Raw genomic sequence first — 20,600 nt, 5'->3', positions numbered from 1 at the left:
CATTTCATCAACATACCGAAAACAGGTAGACCTGGCAAGTTCGTCAGGTCTTTTCCTGTTTGTATATGGATTCAAAATTTGAATCCTTTTTGGCACATAGCTGTTTTGTTATCTATGTGCCTTTAACTGATTGTAAACGTAAAACTTCAAGGCTTTGGCTAAGAATAAAACGACAGATCGAATCAATTTTGCCTCTATAAAGCAGGTAATTGACTATCCTGACTTCTTGGATGTTCAGGTACAGTCATTCCAGGACTTTTTCCAGTTGGAGACTCCGGCTGAAAATAGAGCTCAGGAAGGCTTGTTCAAGGTGTTTGCCGAGAACTTTCCTATCTCAGATTCCCGAGAAAACTTCGTACTGGAGTTCATCGACTACCATATCGATCCCCCGAAGTATTCTGTTGATGAAAGCATCGATAGAGGTCTTACTTATTCAGTTCCTCTTAAAGCTAAACTTCGTCTTATCTGTAATGATGAGGACAATGAGGACTTTGAGACAATTGAGCAAGAGGTTTTCCTAGGAAACATTCCATACATGACAGAGAAAGGTTCTTTTGTCATCAATGGTGCCGAGCGTGTTATTGTTTCTCAGTTGCACAGATCACCAGGCGTGTTCTTTGCACAAAGCAAGCATACAAACGGTACTAAGCTTTACTCTGCCAGAATTATTCCTTTTAAAGGTTCTTGGGTTGAGTTTGCGACAGACGTGAATAACGTAATGTATGCTTACATCGACCGCAAAAAGAAATTTCCAGTTACTACTCTTCTTCGTGCCATTGGTTATGGCACAGATAAAGATATATTAGATCTATTTGGCTTATCAGAAGAGATACCTGCAACAAAAGCAGCTCTGAAAGATGTAGCCGGAAGAAAACTTGCTGCACGTGTTCTAAGAACATGGACAGAGGATTTCGTGGATGAAGATACTGGTGAGGTTGTATCTATAGACCGTAATGAAGTTCTTCTGGAGCGTGATTCAGAAATTACAACGGAAGATATCAGCATAATCGTAGATTCAGGTGTGAAGTCTGTAATTCTGCACCGTGAGAATGTGAACATTGCAGATTACGCTATTATCTACAATACATTACAGAAAGACAATTCTAACTCTGAGCAGGAAGCAGTTGAGCAGATCTACCGTCAATTGCGTAACACAGAGGCTCCAGACGTAGAAACAGCTCGTGATATTATTCAAAAGCTGTTCTTCTCAGATAAGCGTTATGACCTTGGCGAAGTTGGCCGTTATAGGATCAACAAGAAACTAGGTCTTGACACTAACTGGGAAGCAAAAGTACTGACAAACGAGGACATTGTGTTGATCGTGAAGTACCTTATAGGTCTGATCAACTCAAAGGCTGTAGTGGATGATATTGACCACTTGAGCAACCGTCGTGTTAGAACCGTAGGCGAGCAGTTGTATGCACAATTTGGTGTGGGCCTTGCCCGTATGGCTCGTACCATTAAAGAGCGTATGAACGTTCGCGACAATGAAGATTTTAAGCCTGTTGATCTTATCAACGCGCGTACATTGTCTTCAGTGATTAACTCGTTCTTCGGAACAAACCAGCTTTCTCAGTTCATGGACCAGACCAACCCTCTGGCAGAAGTAACGCACAAACGTCGTGTGTCTGCTCTAGGACCAGGTGGTTTATCAAGAGAGCGTGCTGGTTTCGAGGTACGTGACGTTCACTACACGCACTACGGTCGCCTTTGTACTATTGAAACACCAGAGGGACCAAATATCGGTCTTATCTCTTCGCTATGTGTGCATGCACGTGTAAATCACATGGGCTTTATCGAAACTCCATACAGAAAAGTAGAGGGTGGTAAAGTTAATGTGACCGGCGAGGTAGAATACTTAACAGCTGAAGAAGAAGATACCCACCACATTGCACAGGCAAATGCTGTGATTGATGAGAACGGTAACTTCATCAACGATAGAGTAAAAGGTAGGTTTGAAGGTGACTTCCCGGTTGAAGAGCCGTCTACTTACTCTTACATGGACATTGCTCCGAACCAGATCGTATCGGTTGCTGCATCACTTATTCCATTCCTGGAGCATGATGACGCTAACCGTGCCCTGATGGGTTCAAACATGCAGCGCCAGGCTGTGCCACTTCTGAAGCCACAGGCACCTATTGTAGGTACTGGTTTAGAAGGAAGAGCGGCTATTGACTCAAGAGCACTTGTGATCGCTGAAGGCGATGGCATGATCGACTTTGTTGATGCTACTAAGATCGTAGTAAAGTATGATCTGTCAGATGATGAGAAACTCGTTTCCTTCGACGCTGAATATGTTACATACAATCTGGTAAAATTCAGAAGAACGAACCAGGATACATGTATCAACCTTACGCCACTTGTAAAAACAGGCGAGCGCGTTACAAAAGGTCAGCCACTTTGCGAAGGTTACGCTACCAATAATGGTGAATTGGCTATCGGACGTAACATGCAGGTAGCCTTCATGCCATGGCAAGGTTACAACTTCGAGGATGCTATCGTAATTTCTGAGAAAGTTGTTCGCGATGATATCTTCACATCAATTCACATTGAGGAGTTTGAGCTGGAAGTACGTGAGACGAAGCGTGGTGAGGAAGAATTAACTTCTGAAATCCCGAACGTTAGCGAAGAAGCAGTTCGTAACCTTGATGAGAACGGTATTATCCGTTTGGGTGCAGAAGTAAAAGAAGGAGACATCCTGATAGGTAAAATCACACCTAAAGGTGAGACAGATCCAACTCCGGAAGAAAAACTTCTACGTGCGATCTTCGGTGATAAAGCCGGTGACGTGAAAGATGCATCGCTTAAAGCGCCTCCATCACTTAACGGTGTTGTTATTGATACCAAACTTTTCTCAAGACCTAAGAAAGACAAAAACCTACGTGCCAAGTCTAAGAAAGAGGTTGAAGAGCTAAAAGTAAAGTATGGCAAAGAGTTAACAGCTATCAAAAATGTGATGGTTGATAAACTGGTTGCTTTGCTGGAAGGCAAAACTTCACAAGGCATCAGGCATAAGTTTGGTGATGAGATACTTTCTAAAGGAGTTAAATTCTCAAGAAAGAACATCATCGAGGCATTGTTCCCGGAGAAGAACCCATATAAGGACGAAAGTAACTATGCGGTTCCTGAAGAAGTGAACATGTTCAAGGATCTGATCCTGGAGAACTGGACAATCGATGAAAAAGCAAATGGTATGCTGGTTGAACTTGTTAAGAATTATAACAAGCGCAGAAATATCGTATCGGCTCACTTCAAGCGTGAACGTTTCACATTAGAAGTAGGTGATGAATTACCAGCTGGTATCGTACAATTGGCTAAAGTATACATCGCTAAGAAGCGTAAGCTTAAAGTAGGTGATAAGATGGCTGGTCGTCACGGTAACAAAGGTATAGTTGCCAGAATCGTTCGTGACGAGGATATGCCGTTCCTTGAGGACGGAACACCGATGGACATCGTACTGAACCCGCTGGGTGTACCTTCAAGGATGAACATCGGTCAGATATACGAAACTGTACTTGGATGGGCAGGACTGAAATTAGGAAGAACATATGCTTCTCCAATTTTTGACGGAGCTACAGAAGAGCAGGTATCTGCCGAGTTAGCGGAAGCCGGATTGCCTAAGTTTGGACGAACATACCTGTACGATGGATTAAGCGGTGATCGCTTTGATCAGCCGGTTACAGTAGGTGTGATCTACATGCTTAAGCTTGGTCACTTGGTTGACGATAAGATGCACGCACGTTCTATTGGTCCATACTCTCTGATTACACAGCAGCCATTGGGTGGAAAAGCTCAGTTTGGTGGTCAGCGTTTCGGTGAGATGGAGGTGTGGGCGCTTGAAGCATTCGGTGCATCAAACGTACTGCAGGAAATACTTACAGTTAAATCTGATGACGTTATTGGCCGTGCGAAAGCATACGAGGCAATCGTTAAAGGTGATGTCTTGCCAAAACCAAATATCCCTGAATCATTCAACGTATTGATTCACGAGTTAAGAGGTTTGGCTCTGGAGATCACATTAGAATAGTAAAGTATAAAACTAAGCGCCAAGGCATATAGCCAAGGCGCTTAGTTTACTTTATAAGATGTAGCTGTAAGGCATATTCATTGTATCGACATTATTATAATACTATGGCATTTGCAAAAAATAAAAAGCTAACTCAGGACTTTTCCAAAGTAACGATAAGCTTAGCTTCTCCAGAGTCGATTCTGGAGCGTTCTAACGGAGAAGTAACAAAGCCTGAGACAATCAACTATAGAACCTATAAGCCTGAGATGGGCGGATTATTCTGCGAAAGAATATTCGGACCTGTAAAGGACTGGGAATGCCACTGCGGAAAGTATAAAAGAATCAGATATAAAGGTATCATCTGCGACCGTTGCGGTGTAGAGGTTACTGAGAAAAAAGTGCGTCGTGAGCGTATGGGCCATATCGAGCTCGTTGTTCCTGTAGCGCATATCTGGTACTTTAAGTCTCTGCCAAACAAAATCGGATATCTGTTAGGCTTACCAACTAAAAAGCTTGATCAGATTATCTATTACGAAAGATATGTAGTTATTCAGCCAGGTATACTTGCAGAAGACAATGTGAACACATTGGACTTCCTGACAGAAGATGAGTACCTGGATATGATTGACAAGCTCCCACGCGAGAACCAGATTTTGGATAACAATGATCCAAACAAGTTCATCGCGAAAATGGGTGCAGAGGCATTGCAAATGCTGCTGGAGCGTACGAACCTTGATGATCTGTCATACGAGCTTCGTCATGCTGCTGCACACGAGACTTCGCAGCAGCGTAAAGCTGAAGCGTTAAAACGTCTACGTGTAGTAGAGGCATTCCGTGATGCTGCAACCAGAATTGAAAACAGACCTGAGTGGATGATCATCCGCATGGTGCCGGTTATTCCACCAGAGCTTCGCCCACTAGTTCCGTTGGATGGTGGACGTTTCGCAACTTCTGACTTGAACGACCTTTACAGACGCGTTATTATCCGTAACAACCGTCTGAAGCGTCTGATCGAGATCAAAGCTCCTGAAGTAATCCTACGTAACGAGAAGCGTATGCTACAGGAAGCGGTAGACTCTCTGTTCGACAACTCACGTAAAGTGAACGCTGTTCGTGCAGAAGGTAACCGTGCGCTGAAATCACTTTCAGACATGCTGAAAGGTAAGCAGGGACGTTTCCGTCAGAACTTACTTGGTAAGCGTGTAGACTACTCTGGCCGTTCGGTAATTGTGGTTGGTCCTGAACTGAAGCTGCACGAGTGCGGTCTGCCTAAGAACATGGCAGCCGAACTTTTCAAGCCGTTCATCATCCGCAAGCTGATCGAAAGAGGCATCGTTAAGACAGTAAAGTCTGCGAAGAAAATAGTAGATCGTAAGGACCCTGTAGTTTGGGATATTCTGGAGAATGTGCTGAAAGGCCACCCGGTACTCCTTAACCGTGCTCCTACGCTACACAGACTAGGTATTCAGGCATTCCAGCCAAAACTGATCGAAGGTAAGGCGATTCAGTTGCACCCACTAGTGTGTACGGCATTCAACGCTGACTTTGACGGTGACCAGATGGCGGTGCACGTTCCACTTGGACCTGCAGCTGTTCTGGAAGCCTCTATGTTAATGCTTGCTTCGCACAACATCCTTAACCCAGCTAACGGTGCTCCAATCGCAGTACCTTCTCAGGACATGGTACTTGGTTTATACTATGTATCAAAAGGAAAGCGCAGCACAGAAAATGAGAAAATAGCTGGAGAAGGTATGAGTTTCTACTCTGCCGAGGAAGTTATTATTGCTATAAACGAAGGCCGTCTTTCTAAGCAGGCTTACATTAAGGTAAGAACTAATGTTAAGAATGAGAATGGTGAACTGGAGCTAAAGCTTATTGAAACAGTTGCCGGACGTGTTCTATTCAACCAGTTTGTGCCAGAAGAAGTAGGTTTTGTTGACGAACTTCTAACAAAGAAAAAACTTCAGCAGATCATCTCAAGAGTGTTTAAGGAGACAGGTATGGCTCGTACAGCACACTTCCTTGATGATATTAAGACGCTAGGATTCCAGTCGGCCTACAAAGGTGGTCTGTCAATGGGGCTTGGCGATATTAACATTCCTGCTGAGAAAGATATACTTGTTGAGCAGGCCAAAAAAGAAGTAGATGCTGTATGGCAGAACTACTCAATGGGTCTGATCACAGACAATGAGCGTTACAACCAGGTTATTGACATCTGGACTCGTATCAACAACCAGATTACTGAAACGTTGATGCGTCGTCTGGAGAATGATGATCAGGGCTTTAACTCGATCTTCATGATGATGCACTCAGGTGCCCGTGGTTCGAGAGAGCAGATTCGTCAGTTAGGTGGTATGCGTGGTCTGATGGCGAAGCCTCAGAAATCATTGCAAGGCTCAGTTGGTGAGATTATTGAGAACCCAATCCTTTCTAACTTTAAAGAAGGTCTGGATGTAATCGAGTACTTCATCTCTACACACGGTGCTCGTAAAGGTCTTGCCGATACGGCTCTTAAAACTGCCGATGCTGGTTACCTGACCCGCCGTCTGGTAGACGTGTCTCAAGATGTGATTGTAAACGAGGAAGATTGCGGAACCCTAAGAGGTCTGGAAGTAAGTGCACTGAAAGACAATGAGGATATTGTGGAATCTCTATCTGAGCGTATACTTGGTCGTGTAACAGTTCACGATATCTATGACCCAATCACAAATGACCTGATTGTTGAGTCAGGATCTGAAGTAACCGAGGAAGTTGCACGTGCAATCGAGAACACAGCTATAGAGGCAGTAGAAATTCGCTCAGTACTTACTTGTGAGTCTAAGCGTGGTATCTGTGCAAAATGCTATGGTAGAAACCTGGCAACAGGATTCATGGTGCAGAAAGGCGAGGCTGTTGGTGTAATTGCTGCTCAGTCTATCGGTGAACCAGGTACTCAGCTTACACTTCGTACATTCCACGTAGGTGGTACTGCATCTAACATTGCAGTAGAGGCTACAATACTTGCCAAGTTTGGGGGTAGAATCGAGTTTGAAGATGTACGTACGATCGATACGGTTAACAACGAAGGCGAACCAGTTAAAGTAGTTATGGGCCGCTCAGGCGAGGTAAAAGTAGTAGACCCTAATACAGGTAAGCTATTTATATCAAACCACGTGCCTTATGGTTCATTCCTGAGTGTCAACGAAGGACAGATTGTTGAAAAGGGTGAGAAAATCTGTAATTGGGATCCATATAATGCAGTCATCCTTTCAGAATTCGATGGTGAGATTAGTTATGAATCGATAATCGAAGGTGTAACATACCGTGAAGAATCGGATGAGCAGACAGGATACCGTGAGAAGGTAATTATCGATACAAAAGATAAGACCCAAAACCCAGCTATACTTGTTAATCCGAAGAATGGCGAACCAAAAGGTTATAACATTCCAGTAGGAGCACACTTGACAGTGGAGAATGGTGAGAAGATCAAAGCAGGTCAAATTCTTGTTAAAATCCCTCGTGCAATTGGTAAAACCCGCGACATTACAGGTGGTCTTCCACGAGTTACGGAATTATTTGAGGCACGTAATCCATCTAACCCGGCTGTTGTATCGGAGATCGACGGTGTTGTTACTTACGGTAGTGTGAAACGTGGTAACCGTGAAATTTTCATCGAGTCGAAGGATGGGGTGAAGAAGAAATACATGGTTCCGCTTTCTAAGCACATCCTTGTACAGGACAATGACTTTGTACGTGCAGGTATGCCATTATCAGATGGTGCTATCACTCCAACAGATATCCTGAACATACAGGGGCCTGGTGCTGTACAAGAGTACCTGGTAAATGAGATTCAGGAAGTATACCGTCTGCAGGGTGTGAAGATCAACGATAAGCACATTGAGGTTGTAGTTCGCCAGATGATGCAGAAAGTAGTTGTTGTTGATGCAGGTGATACAAGCTTCCTGGAGCATCAGGTGGTTGACAAGATCAACTTCATGGAAGAGAACGACAGAATCATCGACATGAAAGTTGTTGAAGAGGCTGGAGATTCTACAAGCATGAAACCTGGTCAAATTGTAACAGCTAGAAGGCTTCGTGATGAAAACTCTAGCCTGAAGCGTCGTGACCTTAAACTAGTAACAGTAAGAGATGCATCACCAGCTGTTTCAAGACCAACACTACAAGGTATTACACAGGCGTCACTTGGTACGCAAAGCTTTATTTCAGCTGCGTCGTTCCAGGAGACAACTAAAGTACTAAGTGAGGCTGCCATCAAAGGTAAAGCGGATGAACTGTTAGGCTTGAAAGAAAACGTAATTGTAGGACACTTGATACCTGCCGGTACCGGACTAAGAGAGTACCAGAAAATGATTGTAGGTAATCAGGAGGAGTATGATTCGCTTGTAGAGTCAAAGAAAACATCATCTAGGACCAAACAACAGGAATTACAAAACAGATAATAAAAATGGCTGAAGATCTGCAAAAGCACAATCAAATAAACATTGAGCTGTCTGAAGAAGTTGCTGAGGGAGAGTATGCAAACCTCGCAATGATAGCTCACTCAAGCAGTGAATTTGTAATTGACTTTATAAGATTGATGCCAGGCTTGCCAAAGGCAAAAGTTAAATCGAGAATTGTTATTACCCCAGAGCACGCCAAACGACTTTTGGCTGCTCTGGCGGATAATATCAACAAATTTGAAGCAAGCTTTGGTGATATAAAGCAATCTCAGGAGGCACCTTCTTTCCCGATGAACTTCGGAGGAACGGTAGGTGAAGCCTAAGATGCTAATAATTAATGCATTAATATTTTGAATTTGCAAAGTGAATTTCCTACCTTTGCAGACCAAATTTTAGAGTGGAAAAAATCTATAATTAATAAATTATAAATGCCTACTATACAGCAATTAGTAAGAAAGGGAAGAGAGAAATTAACTTCGAAGTCGAAGTCTCCAGCCCTAGATTCATGCCCACAGCGCCGTGGTGTATGTACAAGAGTATATACGACTACGCCTAAAAAGCCTAACTCAGCTATGCGTAAAGTAGCTAGGGTAAGGCTTACAAACGGCAAAGAAGTAAACGCCTATATCCCAGGTGAAGGCCACAACCTTCAGGAGCACTCAATTGTGCTAATAAGAGGCGGTAGAGTTAAAGACCTTCCAGGTGTACGTTACCACATCGTGCGTGGCGCTTTGGATACTGCAGGTGTAAGCGGACGTCTACAATCACGTTCTAAATATGGTGCTAAGAGACCAAAACCAGGTCAGGCTCCAGCTGCTGCAGGTAAAGGTGGAAAGAAAAAGTAATTCATAGAGTTTTAATACAATGAGAAAAGCAAAGCCTAAAAGTAGAATTCTCCTCCCTGATCCAAAGTATAAAGAGACGTTAGTAACACGTTTCGTTAACTACATGATGGTTGACGGCAAGAAAAGTGTTGCTTACGGTATCTTCTACGACGCTGTAGAACTAGTAGAGCAAAGAACAAAAGAAAACGGTCTAGAAACTTGGAAGAAGGCATTGAACAATATCATGCCAAGTGTCGAAGTTAAAAGCCGCAGGGTAGGTGGTGCTACATTTCAAGTGCCGACTGAGGTTCGTCCGGACCGCAGAGTATCTCTAGGAATCAAATGGATGATTTCTTACTCTCGCAAAAGAGGCGAGAAAACAATGAAGGACAGATTGGCTGGCGAAATAATCGCAGCAGCTAAAGGCGAAGGTGCTGCCGTTAAGAAAAAAGACGACACGCACAGAATGGCCGAAGCAAACAAAGCGTTCTCACACTTTAGATTCTAGTAATGGCAAGAGACTTAAGATACACAAGAAATATTGGTATTGCAGCACACATTGATGCTGGCAAGACCACTACGACTGAACGTATTCTATATTATGCTGGTGTAAGCCACAAAATTGGTGAAGTGCACGATGGTGCAGCAACAATGGACTGGATGGAGCAGGAGCAGGAGCGTGGAATCACAATTACATCTGCAGCCACTACAGTAAACTGGAACTACAGAGGAGATCAATACCATATAAACATTATCGATACTCCAGGTCACGTTGACTTTACAGTAGAGGTAAACCGTTCATTACGTGTATTGGATGGTCTGGTATTCCTTTTCAGTGCAGTAGACGGTGTAGAACCACAGTCAGAAACAAACTGGCGCCTGGCTGACAATTACAAAGTTGCCCGTATTGGATTCGTTAATAAAATGGACCGTTCAGGAGCTGACTTCTTGGCAGTATGCAAGCAGGTTAAGGAAATGCTTGGTAGCAATGCCGTAGCACTTCAGTTACCTATTGGTGCAGAGGATAACTTCAGAGGCGTAGTTGACCTGGTTAACTTTAGAGGAATTGAGTGGAATGAAGAAGATAAAGGTATGACCTTTACGGAAGTTCCAATTCCTGACGATATGCTTGAAGAAGCAGAAGAATATAGAGAAAAACTTCTGGAAGCTGTAGCTGATTACGATGAACGTTTGATGGAGAAATACTTCGACGATCCGGCATCAATTACAGAAGATGAGATTCTTGCTGCTCTTCGTGCTGCAACTATCGACATGGCAATTGTTCCAATGCTTTGTGGTTCTTCATTCAAGAACAAAGGTGTTCAGACAATGCTTGATTATGTAATGGCTCTTTGCCCATCACCGATGGATAAGGAAAGCATTACAGGAACAAACCCTGATACAGGAGCAGAAATATCACGCAAGCCGAGCGAAACCGAGCCATTTGCTGGTCTAGCTTTCAAAATTGCAACTGACCCTTATGTAGGACGTCTTTGCTTTGTGCGAGCTTATTCAGGTGTATTAGAATCAGGTTCTTACGTGTTTAACACACGATCAAATAACAAAGAGCGTATCTCTCGTATTTTTCAGATGCACGCAAATAAGCAGAACCAGATCGAAAGATTAGGTGCTGGTGATATTGGTGCAGTTGTTGGTTTCAAAGATATTAAAACAGGCGATACACTTTGCGATCAGAGTGCAAAGATTGTTCTTGAGTCAATGGAGTTCCCTGAGCCAGTAATTGGATACGCAATTGAGCCAAGATCTCAAGCAGATTCTGATAAGATGGGTATGGCGATCGCTAAACTTATCGAAGAAGATCCAACCCTTCAGGTAAATACAGACGAGGAAACAGGACAGACAATTCTACGTGGCATGGGTGAGCTTCACCTTGAGATCATCATCGATCGTATGAAGCGTGAATTCAAAGTTGAACTGAACCAGGGTGCTCCTCAAGTAGCTTATAAAGAAACAATCACTAAAACTGTTGAGCACAGAGAAGTGTTCAAGAAGCAGTCCGGTGGTCGTGGTAAGTTCGCGGATATCGTATTTACAATGGGTCCACGCGAAGATGGTAAGCAAGGTCTTGAGTTTGAGAACGCAATTGTAGGTGGTGTAATTCCTAAAGAATTTATACCTGCTGTTCAGAAAGGCTTCGAAGAGGCAATGAAGAATGGTATACTCGCAGGCTTCCCAATTGATTCAATGAAAGTTCGTCTGTTCCACGGTTCATTCCACGATGTTGACTCTGATTCATTATCATTTGAATTAGCAGCACGTCAGGGTTTCAAAGAAGCAGGTAAGCAGTGTGCTCCAAAACTTCTTGAGCCAATTATGGCAGTAGACGTTGTTACTCCTGATGAGTACACAGGTCCTGTAACAGGTGACTTGAACAGAAGAAGAGGTATCATGAAAGGTATGGATACAAAAGGTACTGCAACTGTAGTAAAAGCTGATGTTCCATTATCTGAACTGTTTGGATACGTAACAGATTTACGTACTATTACTTCAGGTAGAGCAACTGCCTCTCTTACTTTCTCTCATTATGAGCAAGTACCGTCTAACTTGGCAGATGCCATCGTTGCTAAAGTAAAAGGAACAGCAGCTAAATAATTTAGTAAAGAAATGAATCAGAAAATAAGAATAAAACTTAAGTCTTACGACCATAACTTAGTTGATAAGTCATCTGAGAAAATAGTTAAAGCTGTAAAAGCTACAGGTGCTATCGTAAGCGGACCAATTCCACTTCCAACAGAGAAGGATAAATTTACTGTTCTACGTTCACCACACGTAAACAAAAAATCACGTGAGCAGTTTCAACTGTGCACATACAAAAGACTGGTAGATATATACTCAACTAGCTCTAAAACAGTAGATGCACTAATGAAACTTGAGCTTCCTAGTGGAGTTGACGTTGAGATCAAAGTTTGATAATCTCAAATTATAAAAATAAAAAGGAGAGTCTTATGGCTCTCCTTTTTATTTTTATGCACTGATAGTAAATAATTTAGAAAAGGGTTGTTAAAGAATTGGAAAATTTATTAACTTTGCACTCCCTTAGCCAAACTGAGGGGAAGAATTATTGTATCCATCTTTAAAAATAAGTTGAATGCCTGGAATTATCGGTAAAAAAATCGGAATGACAAGCCTCTTCACATCAGATGGTAAATACACACCAGTTACGCTTATTCAAGCTGGTCCGTGTGTAGTTACTCAGGTGAAGACAGTCGAAACTGATGGCTATGAAGCTGTACAGCTTGGCTATGGCGAGAAAAAGCTTAAAAGAGTAACAAAAGCGGAAGCTGGACATTACAAGAACGCAAACACAACTGCAAAGAAAAAAGTAGCTGAGTTTGATGTTGAAGGAACATCCTTTAGCCTTGGAGACACAGTAGATGCAAACCTTTTTGTAGAAGGAGAATTTGTTGACGTAGTTGGCACATCAAAAGGAAAAGGATTCCAGGGTGTTGTAAAGCGTCACAACTTTGCTGGTGTGGGTGGACAAACACACGGTCAGCATAACAGGGCAAGACACCCTGGTTCAATTGGTGCCTGCTCATGGCCTTCAAGAGTATTCAAAGGTATGCGCATGGCAGGTAGAATGGGTGGTAATAGAGTTAAGATCCAAAACTTAACAGTTATTCGTGTTATCGCAGACAAAAACCTGCTAGTTGTTAGTGGCTCAGTACCAGGTGCCAAAAATTCTTATGTGTTAATTGAGAAGTAAAATGGAGCTTTCTGTATTAAATATCAAAGGTGAAGATACAGGCAGAAAGGTTAACCTTTCTGATGCTATATTTGGTCTAGAGCCAAATGAGCATGCAATGTATCTTGACGTTAAGCAGTACCTGGCTAATCAAAGACAGGGTACGCACAAGTCAAAAGAACGTAATGAAGTAGCAGGATCTACAAAAAAGATTAAAAAGCAAAAAGGTACCGGCGGTGCTCGTGCCGGCAGCTTAAAATCTCCTGTGTTTATTGGTGGTGGTCGTGTGTTCGGTCCTAAGCCAAGAAACTATAGCTTTAAGTTGAACAAGAAGCTTAAAGAAGTAGCTCGTCTATCAGCTCTATCATTACTAGCAAGAGATAACAAAGTAGCTTTAGTGGAAGCTTTCGATTTAGAGACTCCAAAGACTAAAGAAATGCTTTCAATTCTTGATAACCTGAAAACGACTGGTAAAACTCTATTAGTTACTCCATCTGTAAATCAGAACGTGGTATTATCAAGCAGAAACATTCAAAAAGTGAAAGTCGCAACAGCTGCTGATTTAAACACATACGATCTATTAAATACAGATAGATTAATACTGGTAGAAGGATCAGTAAATGTATTAGAAAACCTCTTTAGCGCATAATTATGAACGTTCTAAAAAGACCATTAATTACTGAGAAGTATGCTGCCATGAATGAGGTTGGTAAATATGCTTTCGAGGTTGACAAAAAAGCCAATAAAGTAGAGATCAAAAAGGCAGTGGAGAAGATGTATGGTGTTACAGTAGCGAGTGTAGCTACTATGAGATCACTTGGTAAAGTAAAAACCAAGTACACTAAATCCGGTGCTGTTTCAGGTCGTACTTCATTGATCAAAAAAGCAATCATCACCGTGAAAGAAGGTGAAGTTATAGACTTTTATAGCGGTATATAATTAAGTAGAAATGGCTTTAAAAAAGTTAAGACCAACAACACCAGGTCAAAGATTTAGAGTAGCGCCTGCGTTCGATGAGATCACGACGTCTACTCCGGAAAAATCTTTGTTGGCACCTATCAAAAAATCTGGTGGACGAAACAACTCTGGAAAGATGACCATGCGCTACATTGGTGGCGGTCATAAGAAGAAATACAGAGTTATTGACTTCAAACGTACGAAGCATGGCGTACCTGCAACTGTTAAAACGATCGAGTACGATCCGAACAGAACTGCACGTATTGCTTTAGTGTATTACGCTGATGGAGAAAAGAGCTACATTATAGCTCCTGCGGGCTTACAGATAGGTACTGTTATAGTATCAGGATCTGGTAATGCTCCGGAAGTAGGCAACTGCTTACCTTTATCTGAAATTCCTCTAGGTACAATCATTCACAATATTGAATTACAGCCAGGAAACGGAGCAACGTTAGCACGTAGCGCTGGATCATACGCTCAGCTGGTAGCACGTGAAGGAAGATATGCAACAATTAAGTTGCCTTCAGGTGAGTTGAGAATGGTACTGGTTAATTGCTTTGCAACTGTAGGAACTGTTTCAAACTCTGACCACATGAATGTAAAGCTTGGTAAAGCTGGTCGTAACAGATGGTTAGGTAAGCGTCCAAGAGTACGTGGTGTAGCGATGAACCCAGTAGATCACCCTATGGGTGGTGGTGAAGGTAAATCTTCAGGTGGACACCCACGCTCACGTAAAGGCTTATATGCTAAAGGTCTTAAGACAAGAAACAAGAATAAGTATTCTGAGAAACTTATAGTTAATAGAGGAAAGAAATAATAAATGGCTAGATCATTAAAAAAAGGGCCTTATATTGACTATAGGCTCCAGAAAAAAGTCGATGTAATGAACGAGTCTGGTAAGAAAACAGTTATCAAGACTTGGTCACGCAGATCAATGATTTCTCCGGAATTCGTAGGTCATACATTCGCAGTTCACAATGGTAATAAGTTCATTCCTGTTTATGTTACTGAAAACATGGTAGGTCATAAATTGGGTGAATTTGCTCCAACAAGGAACTTCAGAGGTCACATTGCTAAAAAAGATAAAGGCAAGCGTTAATCATGGAAGCAGTAGCAAGATTAAATAATGTGCCTACTTCTCCTCGTAAAATGAGATTAGTAGCTGGCTTGATCCGCGGTAAAAGCGTTTCTAAAGCCTTAGGTTTACTTAAGTTTGAACCTAATTCAGGTGCGGCAAGATTAGAGAAGCTTCTTTTGTCTGCTTTAGCAAATTGGCAGCAGTCTAACGAAGATGCACGCATTGAAGATGCAAACCTTTATATCAAAGAAATCTTTGTTAACGAAGGTAAAATGTTAAAGCGTCTTCGTCCGGCTCCTCAAGGACGTGGTTATAGAATCAGAAAAAGATCGAACCATGTGACATTAGTTATTGACACAATGACTGAAGAGCAGATCGAGAAGCAATCAAAGAAATCTAAAAAAGCCAGCAAGTAAGAAATGGGACAGAAAGTAAATCCAATTGGTTTTCGCCTCGGTATCGTTAAAGGTTGGGATTCTAACTGGTATGGCGGCAAAGATTTCGCTGAAAAGCTGATCGAGGATGAGAAAATCAGAAAATATATTTTAGCGCGTATTCCTAAAGGCGGTATTTCTAAAATAATAATTGAAAGAACGCTTAAGCGCATCACTATCACGATCAACACAGCTAGACCAGGCGTTGTTATAGGTAAAGGTGGACAGGAAGTAGATAAGATCAAAGAAGAGCTTAAGAAGCTTACTAACAAAGATGTTCAAATCAACATCTTTGAGATTAAGCGTCCGGAGCTTGATGCCAAATTAGTTGGTGAGTCAATCGCTCAGCAGCTTCAGGCTCGTATCTCTTTCCGCCGTGCCATGAAACAAGCAATTGCTTCTGCTTTACGTGTAGGTGCTGAAGGTATCAAAGTTCAGGTTTCAGGCCGTTTAGGCGGTGCTGAGATGGCTAGAACTGAGCACTACAAAGAAGGAAGAACTCCACTTCATACCTTACGTGCTGATATTGATTATGCACTTTCTGAAGCACAGACAGTTTATGGAAAACTGGGTATAAAAGTGTGGATCTTCAAGGGTGAAGTTTATGGTAAGAAAGATCTTACTCCAAACGCAGGCCTTGAAAGCAAAGGTGGACCTGGTGCACAAGGTAGTGGTGATAGAAGAGGCCGTGGCGATCGTAAGAAGCCTGATGGTGCTCCAAAGCGTAAGCGTCGCCAATAATCGTTCTATAACATTATTAAGTATTTAGAAAATGTTACAGCCTAAAAGGACTAAATATAGAAAAATGCAAAAAGGACGTGTGAAAGGTCTGGCTCACAGAGGCAGTACTATTTCATTTGGTTCTTTTGCAATAAAATCTCTTGAAGCATCATGGATTACAAGCCGTCAAATTGAGGCTGCTCGTATTGCGATGACAAGAGCAATGAAACGTGAGGGTCAAGTATGGATCCGCATCTTCCCTGACAAACCTATTACCAAAAAGCCTGCAGAGGTTCGAATGGGTAAAGGTAAAGGTTCCCCTGAATATTGGGTAGCGGTTGTTAAGCCAGGCACTATCATGTTTGAATCTGATGGTGTAACTTTAGAAGTAGCGAAAGAGTCATTGAGACTAGCTGCTCAAAAACTGCCAGTTAAAACAAAGTTTGTAGTACGTAGAGATTACGTTGAGAAATAGTATATGAAAAATTCAGAGATAAGAGCTTTGTCTTTAGAAGAGTTAAAAGAGAAACTTAACACTGAGAGCTCCAACATGCAGAACATCCGTTTTGCACATGCTATATCTCCGTTGGAGAACCCGATGAGAATTCGTGAGATGAAGCGCTTAGTTGCTCGTCTTAACACAGAGATACGTCGTCGTGAAATTGAAGCTAACTCTTAATACTTAATAATAATCATGGAAGAGAGAAATCTTAGAAAAGAAAGAAGTGGTAAGGTTGTTAGCAACAAGATGGACAAATCTATCACTGTGCTTGTGGAAAGCAGAATGAAACACCCGATTTATGGTAAGTTCCTGAGCAAGTCCACAAAATTCATGGCTCACGATGAGAATAATGAGTGCAACATAGGAGACTATGTTAAAATTCAGGAGACTCGTCCGCTAAGCAAGAATAAAAACTGGCGTTTAGTAGAAATAATAGAAAGAGCGAAGTAATATGATACAGCAGGAATCAAGACTTAGTGTTGCGGATAACAGTGGTGCTAAAGAAGTACTTTGTATCCGTGTATTGGGTGGTACTGGTAAAAAGTACGCTTCAATAGGAGACAGAATTGTAGTAACTGTAAAATCAGCTCTTTCTTCTGGTAACGTTAAAAAAGGTACTGTATCTAAAGCAGTAATAGTAAGAACTAAAAAAGAGATAAGAAGAAAAGATGGCTCTTATATCAGATTTGATGATAACGCAGCTGTTCTTCTTAATGCAAACAACGAACCACGTGGTACACGTATCTTTGGACCGGTAGCACGTGAACTTCGTGAAAAGCAATTCATGAAAATTGTTTCGTTAGCTCCTGAAGTTCTTTAATCCCTAATTCGCATTAAGATGAATAAGAAAAAACTTCATGTAAAGACTGGCGATACAGTAAAAGTGTTAGCCGGTGACGAGCGTGGCAAAACAGGCCGCATAATCGCTGTAAACATCGAGAAGCAAAAAGTAACTATCGAAGGATTAAACCTGGTAACAAAGCATTCTAAGCCTAGTGCAAAGAATCCTCAGGGTGGAATCTCTAAAGTTGAAGCTCCAATTCATGCCAGCAATGTTTCTTTAGTTGACGCTAAAGGCGAAACATTCAAAGCAGGAAGCAGAAAAAACAGCGAAGGAAAAACAGAGCGTTATTCTAAAAAAACAGGAGAAGTAATCTAAGATGGCTACTACAAGATTAAAAGAAAAGTATCAGAATGAGGTAGTACCTGCCCTGAAAGAGAAGTTCCAGTACAAAAATGTAATGGAAGTGCCTAAAATCACTAAAATTTCTATCAACAAGGGTATAGGTGCTGCAGTAGCTGATAAAAAACTGGTTGATATAGGTGTTGATGAATTAACAACTATCACTGGCCAGAGAGCTGTTGCTACAATTGCAAAAAAATCAGTATCGAATTTCAAACTTCGTGAAGGCATGCCGATCGGAGCAAGAGTTACTTTGAGAGGTGAGAAGATGTATGAATTCTTGGATCGTCTTTTAACAATTGCTCTTCCTCGTGTTCGTGACTTCAGAGGTGTAAGCGAAAAAGGTTTTGATGGCCGTGGTAATTATACTTTAGGTATCAAAGAGCAAATCATCTTCCCTGAGATCAGCATTGACAAAATTAAGTCTATAACTGGTATGGACATAACTTTTGTGACAACTGCTAATACAGACGAGGAGAGCTATGAGTTGCTTAAAGCATTCGGTATGCCTTTCACTAACATCAAGAAATAAGAAACATGGCTAAGGAAGCAGTAAAAGCTAGAGAGCTTAAAAGACAAAAAATGGTAGCTAAATATGCTACTAAAAGAGCTGAACTGAAAGCTAATGGTGATTATGATGCGTTGGATAAACTACCGCGTAATGCATCACCTGTAAGGTTACATAACCGTTGCAAACTTTCTGGACGTCCAAGAGGATATATGAGAAAATTCGGTATTTCTCGTGTACTGTTCAGAGAACTTGCAGTTATGGGTAAAATTCCTGGTGTAACAAAGTCGAGCTGGTAATTATTTTCATAGCAGACTAAGAAAGTAAAGAAGATATTCGTATCTTTGCCGCTCGCTTAGAGTAAGCATTCATTATTTAAGTGATTCGTAATGAACTCAGATCCAATAGCAGATTATTTAACTAGAGTGCGTAATGCCATCAAGGCTAACCACAGAATAGTTGAAATACCATCTAGCAAGATAAAAAAAGAGATAACAAAAGTATTGTACGACAAAGGGTATATTCAAAGTTACAAGTTTGAAGACTCTGCTGTGCAAGGTACAATCAAGATCGCTCTGAAGTACAACCCTAATACAAAGCAATCAGCTATTGTAAAATTAGACAGGGTTAGTAAGCCAGGGCTTCGTAAGTACGCTGGAAGCGAAGCTTTACCAAGAGTTTTAAATGGCTTGGGTATCGCTATATTATCTACTTCTAAAGGCGTAATGACAGAGAAAGAAGCTCGCTCACTTAATGTAGGTGGTGAAGTATTGTGTTACGTTTATTAATAGGAGGATAGGACTATGTCACGTATAGGAAAACTGCCAATCAGCCTGCCAAATAATATTGAAGTTAGTGTCGCAAATGATAATGTGGTTACAGTTAAAGGACCTAAAGGTTCTTTAAGTACTGCAGTTGACAAAGATATCATTGTTAAGCAGGAAGAAAACCAGATTATTGTAGAAAGACCTACTGAACAGAAGCGTCACAAAGCAATGCATGGTCTTTACAGATCACTGATCAACAACATGGTTGTAGGTGTAAGTGAAGGCTATAAAGAGCAGCTTGAGCTTGTAGGTGTAGGTTACAAAGCTACTGTTCAGGGAGATGTTCTTGAATTAGCTCTGGGATACTCACACAATATCTTCATGACTATGCCTTCAGAAGTTTCTGCGACTGCAGTTACAGAGAAAGGTAAGGCTCCGGTAATTACTTTGGAAAGTAATGATAAGCAACTGTTAGGTCAGGTTGCTGCTAAAATCAGATCACTGCGTAAAGTTGAACCTTACAAAGGTAAAGGTATCCGTTTCGTTGGTGAAGTAATCAGAAGAAAAGCTGGTAAGACAGCGTCTAAATAATCATCATCATGTCTGCTAATAAAGTAACAAGAAGACTTAGAATTAAGAGAAGTATCAGAAATAAAATTTCTGGTACAGCTGCAAGACCAAGACTGTCTGTGTTTAGAAGCAATAAAGCTATCTATGCACAGATAATAGATGATACTACTGGTAAAACAATAGTAGCTGCCTCTTCAGCTAAAATTGATGATGCTAAAGCGAACGTTGAGACTTCTAACAAAGTTGGAAAAGAAATAGCTGCCAAAGCCCTTGAGAAAGGTATTACTCAGGTAGTGTTCGATCGCTCAGGTTACCTATACCACGGTAAAGTTAAATCATTGGCAGAAGGCGCTCGTGAAGCTGGCCTTAAATTCTAAAAGTTATGTTGAAGAACAATATACGTAGTGTAAAAGCTAGCGAAATCGAATTAAAAGAGAAAGTAGTAGCTATTAATCGCGTTGCCAAGGTTGTAAAAGGTGGTAGAAGGTTTAGCTTTGCTGCCATCGTAGTAGTAGGTGACGGTAACGGTGTTGTGGGTTATGGATTAGGAAAAGCTAATGAAGTAACTGATGCCATTGCAAAAGGTATTGATGATGCTAAGAAGAATCTTGTAAAGGTTCCTGTTTACCACAATACTGTACCTCATTCAATGGAAGGTAAGTACTCAGGCGGTTTCGTTTTAGTTAAGCCAGCTGCGCCAGGTACTGGTGTAATTGCCGGTGGTGCTATGCGCGCTGTACTAGAGAGTGCCGGAATTAAAGATGTACTTTGCAAGTCAAAAGGATCTTCTAATCCGCACAACGTGGTTAAAGCAACATTTGATGCATTGTCTAAGATGCGTGATCCTTTAGCTGTAGCCCAGCAAAGAGGTGTAAATCTTCAGAAAGTATTTAACGGTTAATT

25 protein-coding genes are annotated in these 20,600 nt (G+C 41.5%); all 25 read left to right on the top strand.

Annotation, left to right across the window (positions count from 1 at the left end):
- The first annotated feature begins 154 nt into the window (after positions 1-154).
- Positions 155-4,027: a DNA-directed RNA polymerase subunit beta gene (rpoB, locus tag K0O23_RS01590; RefSeq protein ID WP_219875625.1), complete on the top strand. Its 3,873-nt coding sequence runs from the start codon at positions 155-157 to the stop codon at positions 4,025-4,027.
- 104 nt (positions 4,028-4,131) lie between these two features.
- Positions 4,132-8,448, top strand: a complete 4,317-nt coding sequence (gene rpoC, locus K0O23_RS01585; RefSeq protein WP_219875624.1) for a DNA-directed RNA polymerase subunit beta' — start codon at positions 4,132-4,134, stop codon at positions 8,446-8,448.
- A 5-nt stretch (positions 8,449-8,453) separates the two neighbouring features.
- On the top strand, positions 8,454-8,771 hold the full coding sequence (locus tag K0O23_RS01580) for a DUF3467 domain-containing protein (protein ID WP_219875623.1): 318 nt from the start codon (positions 8,454-8,456) through the stop codon (positions 8,769-8,771).
- A gap of 105 nt (positions 8,772-8,876) precedes the next feature.
- Positions 8,877-9,293, top strand: coding sequence for a 30S ribosomal protein S12 (gene rpsL, locus K0O23_RS01575; RefSeq protein ID WP_219875622.1), 417 nt, complete (start codon positions 8,877-8,879; stop codon positions 9,291-9,293).
- Positions 9,294-9,312: 19 nt separating this feature from the next.
- A complete protein-coding gene (gene rpsG / locus K0O23_RS01570) occupies positions 9,313-9,780 on the top strand; it encodes a 30S ribosomal protein S7 (protein ID WP_219875621.1) in 468 nt (155 codons plus the stop codon).
- Positions 9,781-9,782: 2 nt separating this feature from the next.
- Positions 9,783-11,885, top strand: coding sequence for an elongation factor G (gene fusA, locus K0O23_RS01565; RefSeq protein ID WP_219875620.1), 2,103 nt, complete (start codon positions 9,783-9,785; stop codon positions 11,883-11,885).
- A gap of 12 nt (positions 11,886-11,897) precedes the next feature.
- Entirely contained in the window at positions 11,898-12,203 is a 306-nt protein-coding gene (gene rpsJ / locus K0O23_RS01560; RefSeq protein ID WP_007654312.1) for a 30S ribosomal protein S10, read from the top strand.
- 178 nt (positions 12,204-12,381) lie between these two features.
- Positions 12,382-12,999 (top strand): 50S ribosomal protein L3, encoded by a 618-nt coding sequence (rplC, locus tag K0O23_RS01555; protein WP_219875619.1) that lies wholly within the window; start codon positions 12,382-12,384, stop codon positions 12,997-12,999.
- 1 nt (position 13,000) lies between these two features.
- The gene (gene rplD, locus K0O23_RS01550; RefSeq protein WP_219875618.1) at positions 13,001-13,627 is read left to right on the top strand and encodes a 50S ribosomal protein L4; all 627 of its coding nucleotides are present in this window, start codon (positions 13,001-13,003) and stop codon (positions 13,625-13,627) included.
- A 2-nt stretch (positions 13,628-13,629) separates the two neighbouring features.
- Positions 13,630-13,917 carry a 50S ribosomal protein L23 gene (rplW, locus tag K0O23_RS01545; protein ID WP_219875617.1) on the top strand — a complete coding sequence of 96 codons (288 nt, stop codon included), beginning with the start codon at positions 13,630-13,632 and terminating at the stop codon, positions 13,915-13,917.
- Positions 13,918-13,927: 10 nt separating this feature from the next.
- Positions 13,928-14,752, top strand: coding sequence for a 50S ribosomal protein L2 (gene rplB / locus K0O23_RS01540; RefSeq protein ID WP_219875616.1), 825 nt, complete (start codon positions 13,928-13,930; stop codon positions 14,750-14,752).
- Positions 14,753-14,755: 3 nt separating this feature from the next.
- Entirely contained in the window at positions 14,756-15,034 is a 279-nt protein-coding gene (gene rpsS, locus K0O23_RS01535) for a 30S ribosomal protein S19 (protein ID WP_219875615.1), read from the top strand.
- A 2-nt stretch (positions 15,035-15,036) separates the two neighbouring features.
- The gene (gene rplV, locus K0O23_RS01530; RefSeq protein WP_219875614.1) at positions 15,037-15,429 is read left to right on the top strand and encodes a 50S ribosomal protein L22; all 393 of its coding nucleotides are present in this window, start codon (positions 15,037-15,039) and stop codon (positions 15,427-15,429) included.
- A 3-nt stretch (positions 15,430-15,432) separates the two neighbouring features.
- The gene (rpsC, locus tag K0O23_RS01525; protein WP_219875613.1) at positions 15,433-16,188 is read left to right on the top strand and encodes a 30S ribosomal protein S3; all 756 of its coding nucleotides are present in this window, start codon (positions 15,433-15,435) and stop codon (positions 16,186-16,188) included.
- Between the two features lie 31 nt (positions 16,189-16,219).
- On the top strand, positions 16,220-16,642 hold the full coding sequence (gene rplP, locus K0O23_RS01520; protein ID WP_219875612.1) for a 50S ribosomal protein L16: 423 nt from the start codon (positions 16,220-16,222) through the stop codon (positions 16,640-16,642).
- A gap of 3 nt (positions 16,643-16,645) precedes the next feature.
- Positions 16,646-16,846 (top strand): 50S ribosomal protein L29, encoded by a 201-nt coding sequence (gene rpmC / locus K0O23_RS01515; RefSeq protein WP_219875611.1) that lies wholly within the window; start codon positions 16,646-16,648, stop codon positions 16,844-16,846.
- 15 nt (positions 16,847-16,861) lie between these two features.
- The gene (rpsQ, locus tag K0O23_RS01510; protein WP_219875610.1) at positions 16,862-17,119 is read left to right on the top strand and encodes a 30S ribosomal protein S17; all 258 of its coding nucleotides are present in this window, start codon (positions 16,862-16,864) and stop codon (positions 17,117-17,119) included.
- A gap of 1 nt (position 17,120) precedes the next feature.
- A complete protein-coding gene (gene rplN / locus K0O23_RS01505; protein WP_137759971.1) occupies positions 17,121-17,489 on the top strand; it encodes a 50S ribosomal protein L14 in 369 nt (122 codons plus the stop codon).
- 18 nt (positions 17,490-17,507) lie between these two features.
- Positions 17,508-17,828: a 50S ribosomal protein L24 gene (rplX, locus tag K0O23_RS01500; RefSeq protein ID WP_219875609.1), complete on the top strand. Its 321-nt coding sequence runs from the start codon at positions 17,508-17,510 to the stop codon at positions 17,826-17,828.
- A gap of 1 nt (position 17,829) precedes the next feature.
- On the top strand, positions 17,830-18,384 hold the full coding sequence (gene rplE, locus K0O23_RS01495; protein WP_219875608.1) for a 50S ribosomal protein L5: 555 nt from the start codon (positions 17,830-17,832) through the stop codon (positions 18,382-18,384).
- A 5-nt stretch (positions 18,385-18,389) separates the two neighbouring features.
- On the top strand, positions 18,390-18,659 hold the full coding sequence (gene rpsN / locus K0O23_RS01490; protein ID WP_219875607.1) for a 30S ribosomal protein S14: 270 nt from the start codon (positions 18,390-18,392) through the stop codon (positions 18,657-18,659).
- 90 nt (positions 18,660-18,749) lie between these two features.
- Positions 18,750-19,148, top strand: coding sequence for a 30S ribosomal protein S8 (gene rpsH, locus K0O23_RS01485; protein ID WP_219875606.1), 399 nt, complete (start codon positions 18,750-18,752; stop codon positions 19,146-19,148).
- Positions 19,149-19,163: 15 nt separating this feature from the next.
- Positions 19,164-19,718: a 50S ribosomal protein L6 gene (rplF, locus tag K0O23_RS01480; RefSeq protein ID WP_219875605.1), complete on the top strand. Its 555-nt coding sequence runs from the start codon at positions 19,164-19,166 to the stop codon at positions 19,716-19,718.
- A gap of 8 nt (positions 19,719-19,726) precedes the next feature.
- A complete protein-coding gene (gene rplR / locus K0O23_RS01475; protein WP_219875604.1) occupies positions 19,727-20,074 on the top strand; it encodes a 50S ribosomal protein L18 in 348 nt (115 codons plus the stop codon).
- Between the two features lie 5 nt (positions 20,075-20,079).
- Positions 20,080-20,598, top strand: a complete 519-nt coding sequence (rpsE, locus tag K0O23_RS01470) for a 30S ribosomal protein S5 (RefSeq protein ID WP_219875603.1) — start codon at positions 20,080-20,082, stop codon at positions 20,596-20,598.
- Positions 20,599-20,600 lie beyond the last annotated feature (2 nt).

Source organism: Pontibacter aydingkolensis (genome assembly GCF_019443125.1).
Taxonomy (GTDB): Bacteria; Bacteroidota; Bacteroidia; order Cytophagales; family Hymenobacteraceae; genus Pontibacter; species Pontibacter aydingkolensis.
The sequence above is the reverse complement of the archived record's forward strand: the minus strand, read 5'-3'. Positions and strand labels throughout refer to the sequence as shown.

What these genes read in the sequence shown, in the direction of transcription:
- rpoC (WP_219875624.1), top strand. Translation starts at nt 4,132, where the DNA reads ATGGCATTTGCAAAAAATAAAAAGCTAACTCAGGACTTTTCCAAAGTA.
- K0O23_RS01580 (WP_219875623.1), top strand. Translation starts at nt 8,454, where the DNA reads ATGGCTGAAGATCTGCAAAAGCACAATCAAATAAACATTGAGCTGTCT.
- rpsL (WP_219875622.1), top strand. Translation starts at nt 8,877, where the DNA reads ATGCCTACTATACAGCAATTAGTAAGAAAGGGAAGAGAGAAATTAACT.
- rpsG (WP_219875621.1), top strand. Translation starts at nt 9,313, where the DNA reads ATGAGAAAAGCAAAGCCTAAAAGTAGAATTCTCCTCCCTGATCCAAAG.
- fusA (WP_219875620.1), top strand. Translation starts at nt 9,783, where the DNA reads ATGGCAAGAGACTTAAGATACACAAGAAATATTGGTATTGCAGCACAC.
- rpsJ (WP_007654312.1), top strand. Translation starts at nt 11,898, where the DNA reads ATGAATCAGAAAATAAGAATAAAACTTAAGTCTTACGACCATAACTTA.
- rplC (WP_219875619.1), top strand. Translation starts at nt 12,382, where the DNA reads ATGCCTGGAATTATCGGTAAAAAAATCGGAATGACAAGCCTCTTCACA.
- rplD (WP_219875618.1), top strand. Translation starts at nt 13,001, where the DNA reads ATGGAGCTTTCTGTATTAAATATCAAAGGTGAAGATACAGGCAGAAAG.
- rplW (WP_219875617.1), top strand. Translation starts at nt 13,630, where the DNA reads ATGAACGTTCTAAAAAGACCATTAATTACTGAGAAGTATGCTGCCATG.
- rplB (WP_219875616.1), top strand. Translation starts at nt 13,928, where the DNA reads ATGGCTTTAAAAAAGTTAAGACCAACAACACCAGGTCAAAGATTTAGA.
- rpsS (WP_219875615.1), top strand. Translation starts at nt 14,756, where the DNA reads ATGGCTAGATCATTAAAAAAAGGGCCTTATATTGACTATAGGCTCCAG.
- rplV (WP_219875614.1), top strand. Translation starts at nt 15,037, where the DNA reads ATGGAAGCAGTAGCAAGATTAAATAATGTGCCTACTTCTCCTCGTAAA.
- rpsC (WP_219875613.1), top strand. Translation starts at nt 15,433, where the DNA reads ATGGGACAGAAAGTAAATCCAATTGGTTTTCGCCTCGGTATCGTTAAA.
- rplP (WP_219875612.1), top strand. Translation starts at nt 16,220, where the DNA reads ATGTTACAGCCTAAAAGGACTAAATATAGAAAAATGCAAAAAGGACGT.
- rpmC (WP_219875611.1), top strand. Translation starts at nt 16,646, where the DNA reads ATGAAAAATTCAGAGATAAGAGCTTTGTCTTTAGAAGAGTTAAAAGAG.
- rpsQ (WP_219875610.1), top strand. Translation starts at nt 16,862, where the DNA reads ATGGAAGAGAGAAATCTTAGAAAAGAAAGAAGTGGTAAGGTTGTTAGC.
- rplN (WP_137759971.1), top strand. Translation starts at nt 17,121, where the DNA reads ATGATACAGCAGGAATCAAGACTTAGTGTTGCGGATAACAGTGGTGCT.
- rplX (WP_219875609.1), top strand. Translation starts at nt 17,508, where the DNA reads ATGAATAAGAAAAAACTTCATGTAAAGACTGGCGATACAGTAAAAGTG.
- rplE (WP_219875608.1), top strand. Translation starts at nt 17,830, where the DNA reads ATGGCTACTACAAGATTAAAAGAAAAGTATCAGAATGAGGTAGTACCT.
- rpsN (WP_219875607.1), top strand. Translation starts at nt 18,390, where the DNA reads ATGGCTAAGGAAGCAGTAAAAGCTAGAGAGCTTAAAAGACAAAAAATG.
- rpsH (WP_219875606.1), top strand. Translation starts at nt 18,750, where the DNA reads ATGAACTCAGATCCAATAGCAGATTATTTAACTAGAGTGCGTAATGCC.
- rplF (WP_219875605.1), top strand. Translation starts at nt 19,164, where the DNA reads ATGTCACGTATAGGAAAACTGCCAATCAGCCTGCCAAATAATATTGAA.
- rplR (WP_219875604.1), top strand. Translation starts at nt 19,727, where the DNA reads ATGTCTGCTAATAAAGTAACAAGAAGACTTAGAATTAAGAGAAGTATC.
- rpsE (WP_219875603.1), top strand. Translation starts at nt 20,080, where the DNA reads ATGTTGAAGAACAATATACGTAGTGTAAAAGCTAGCGAAATCGAATTA.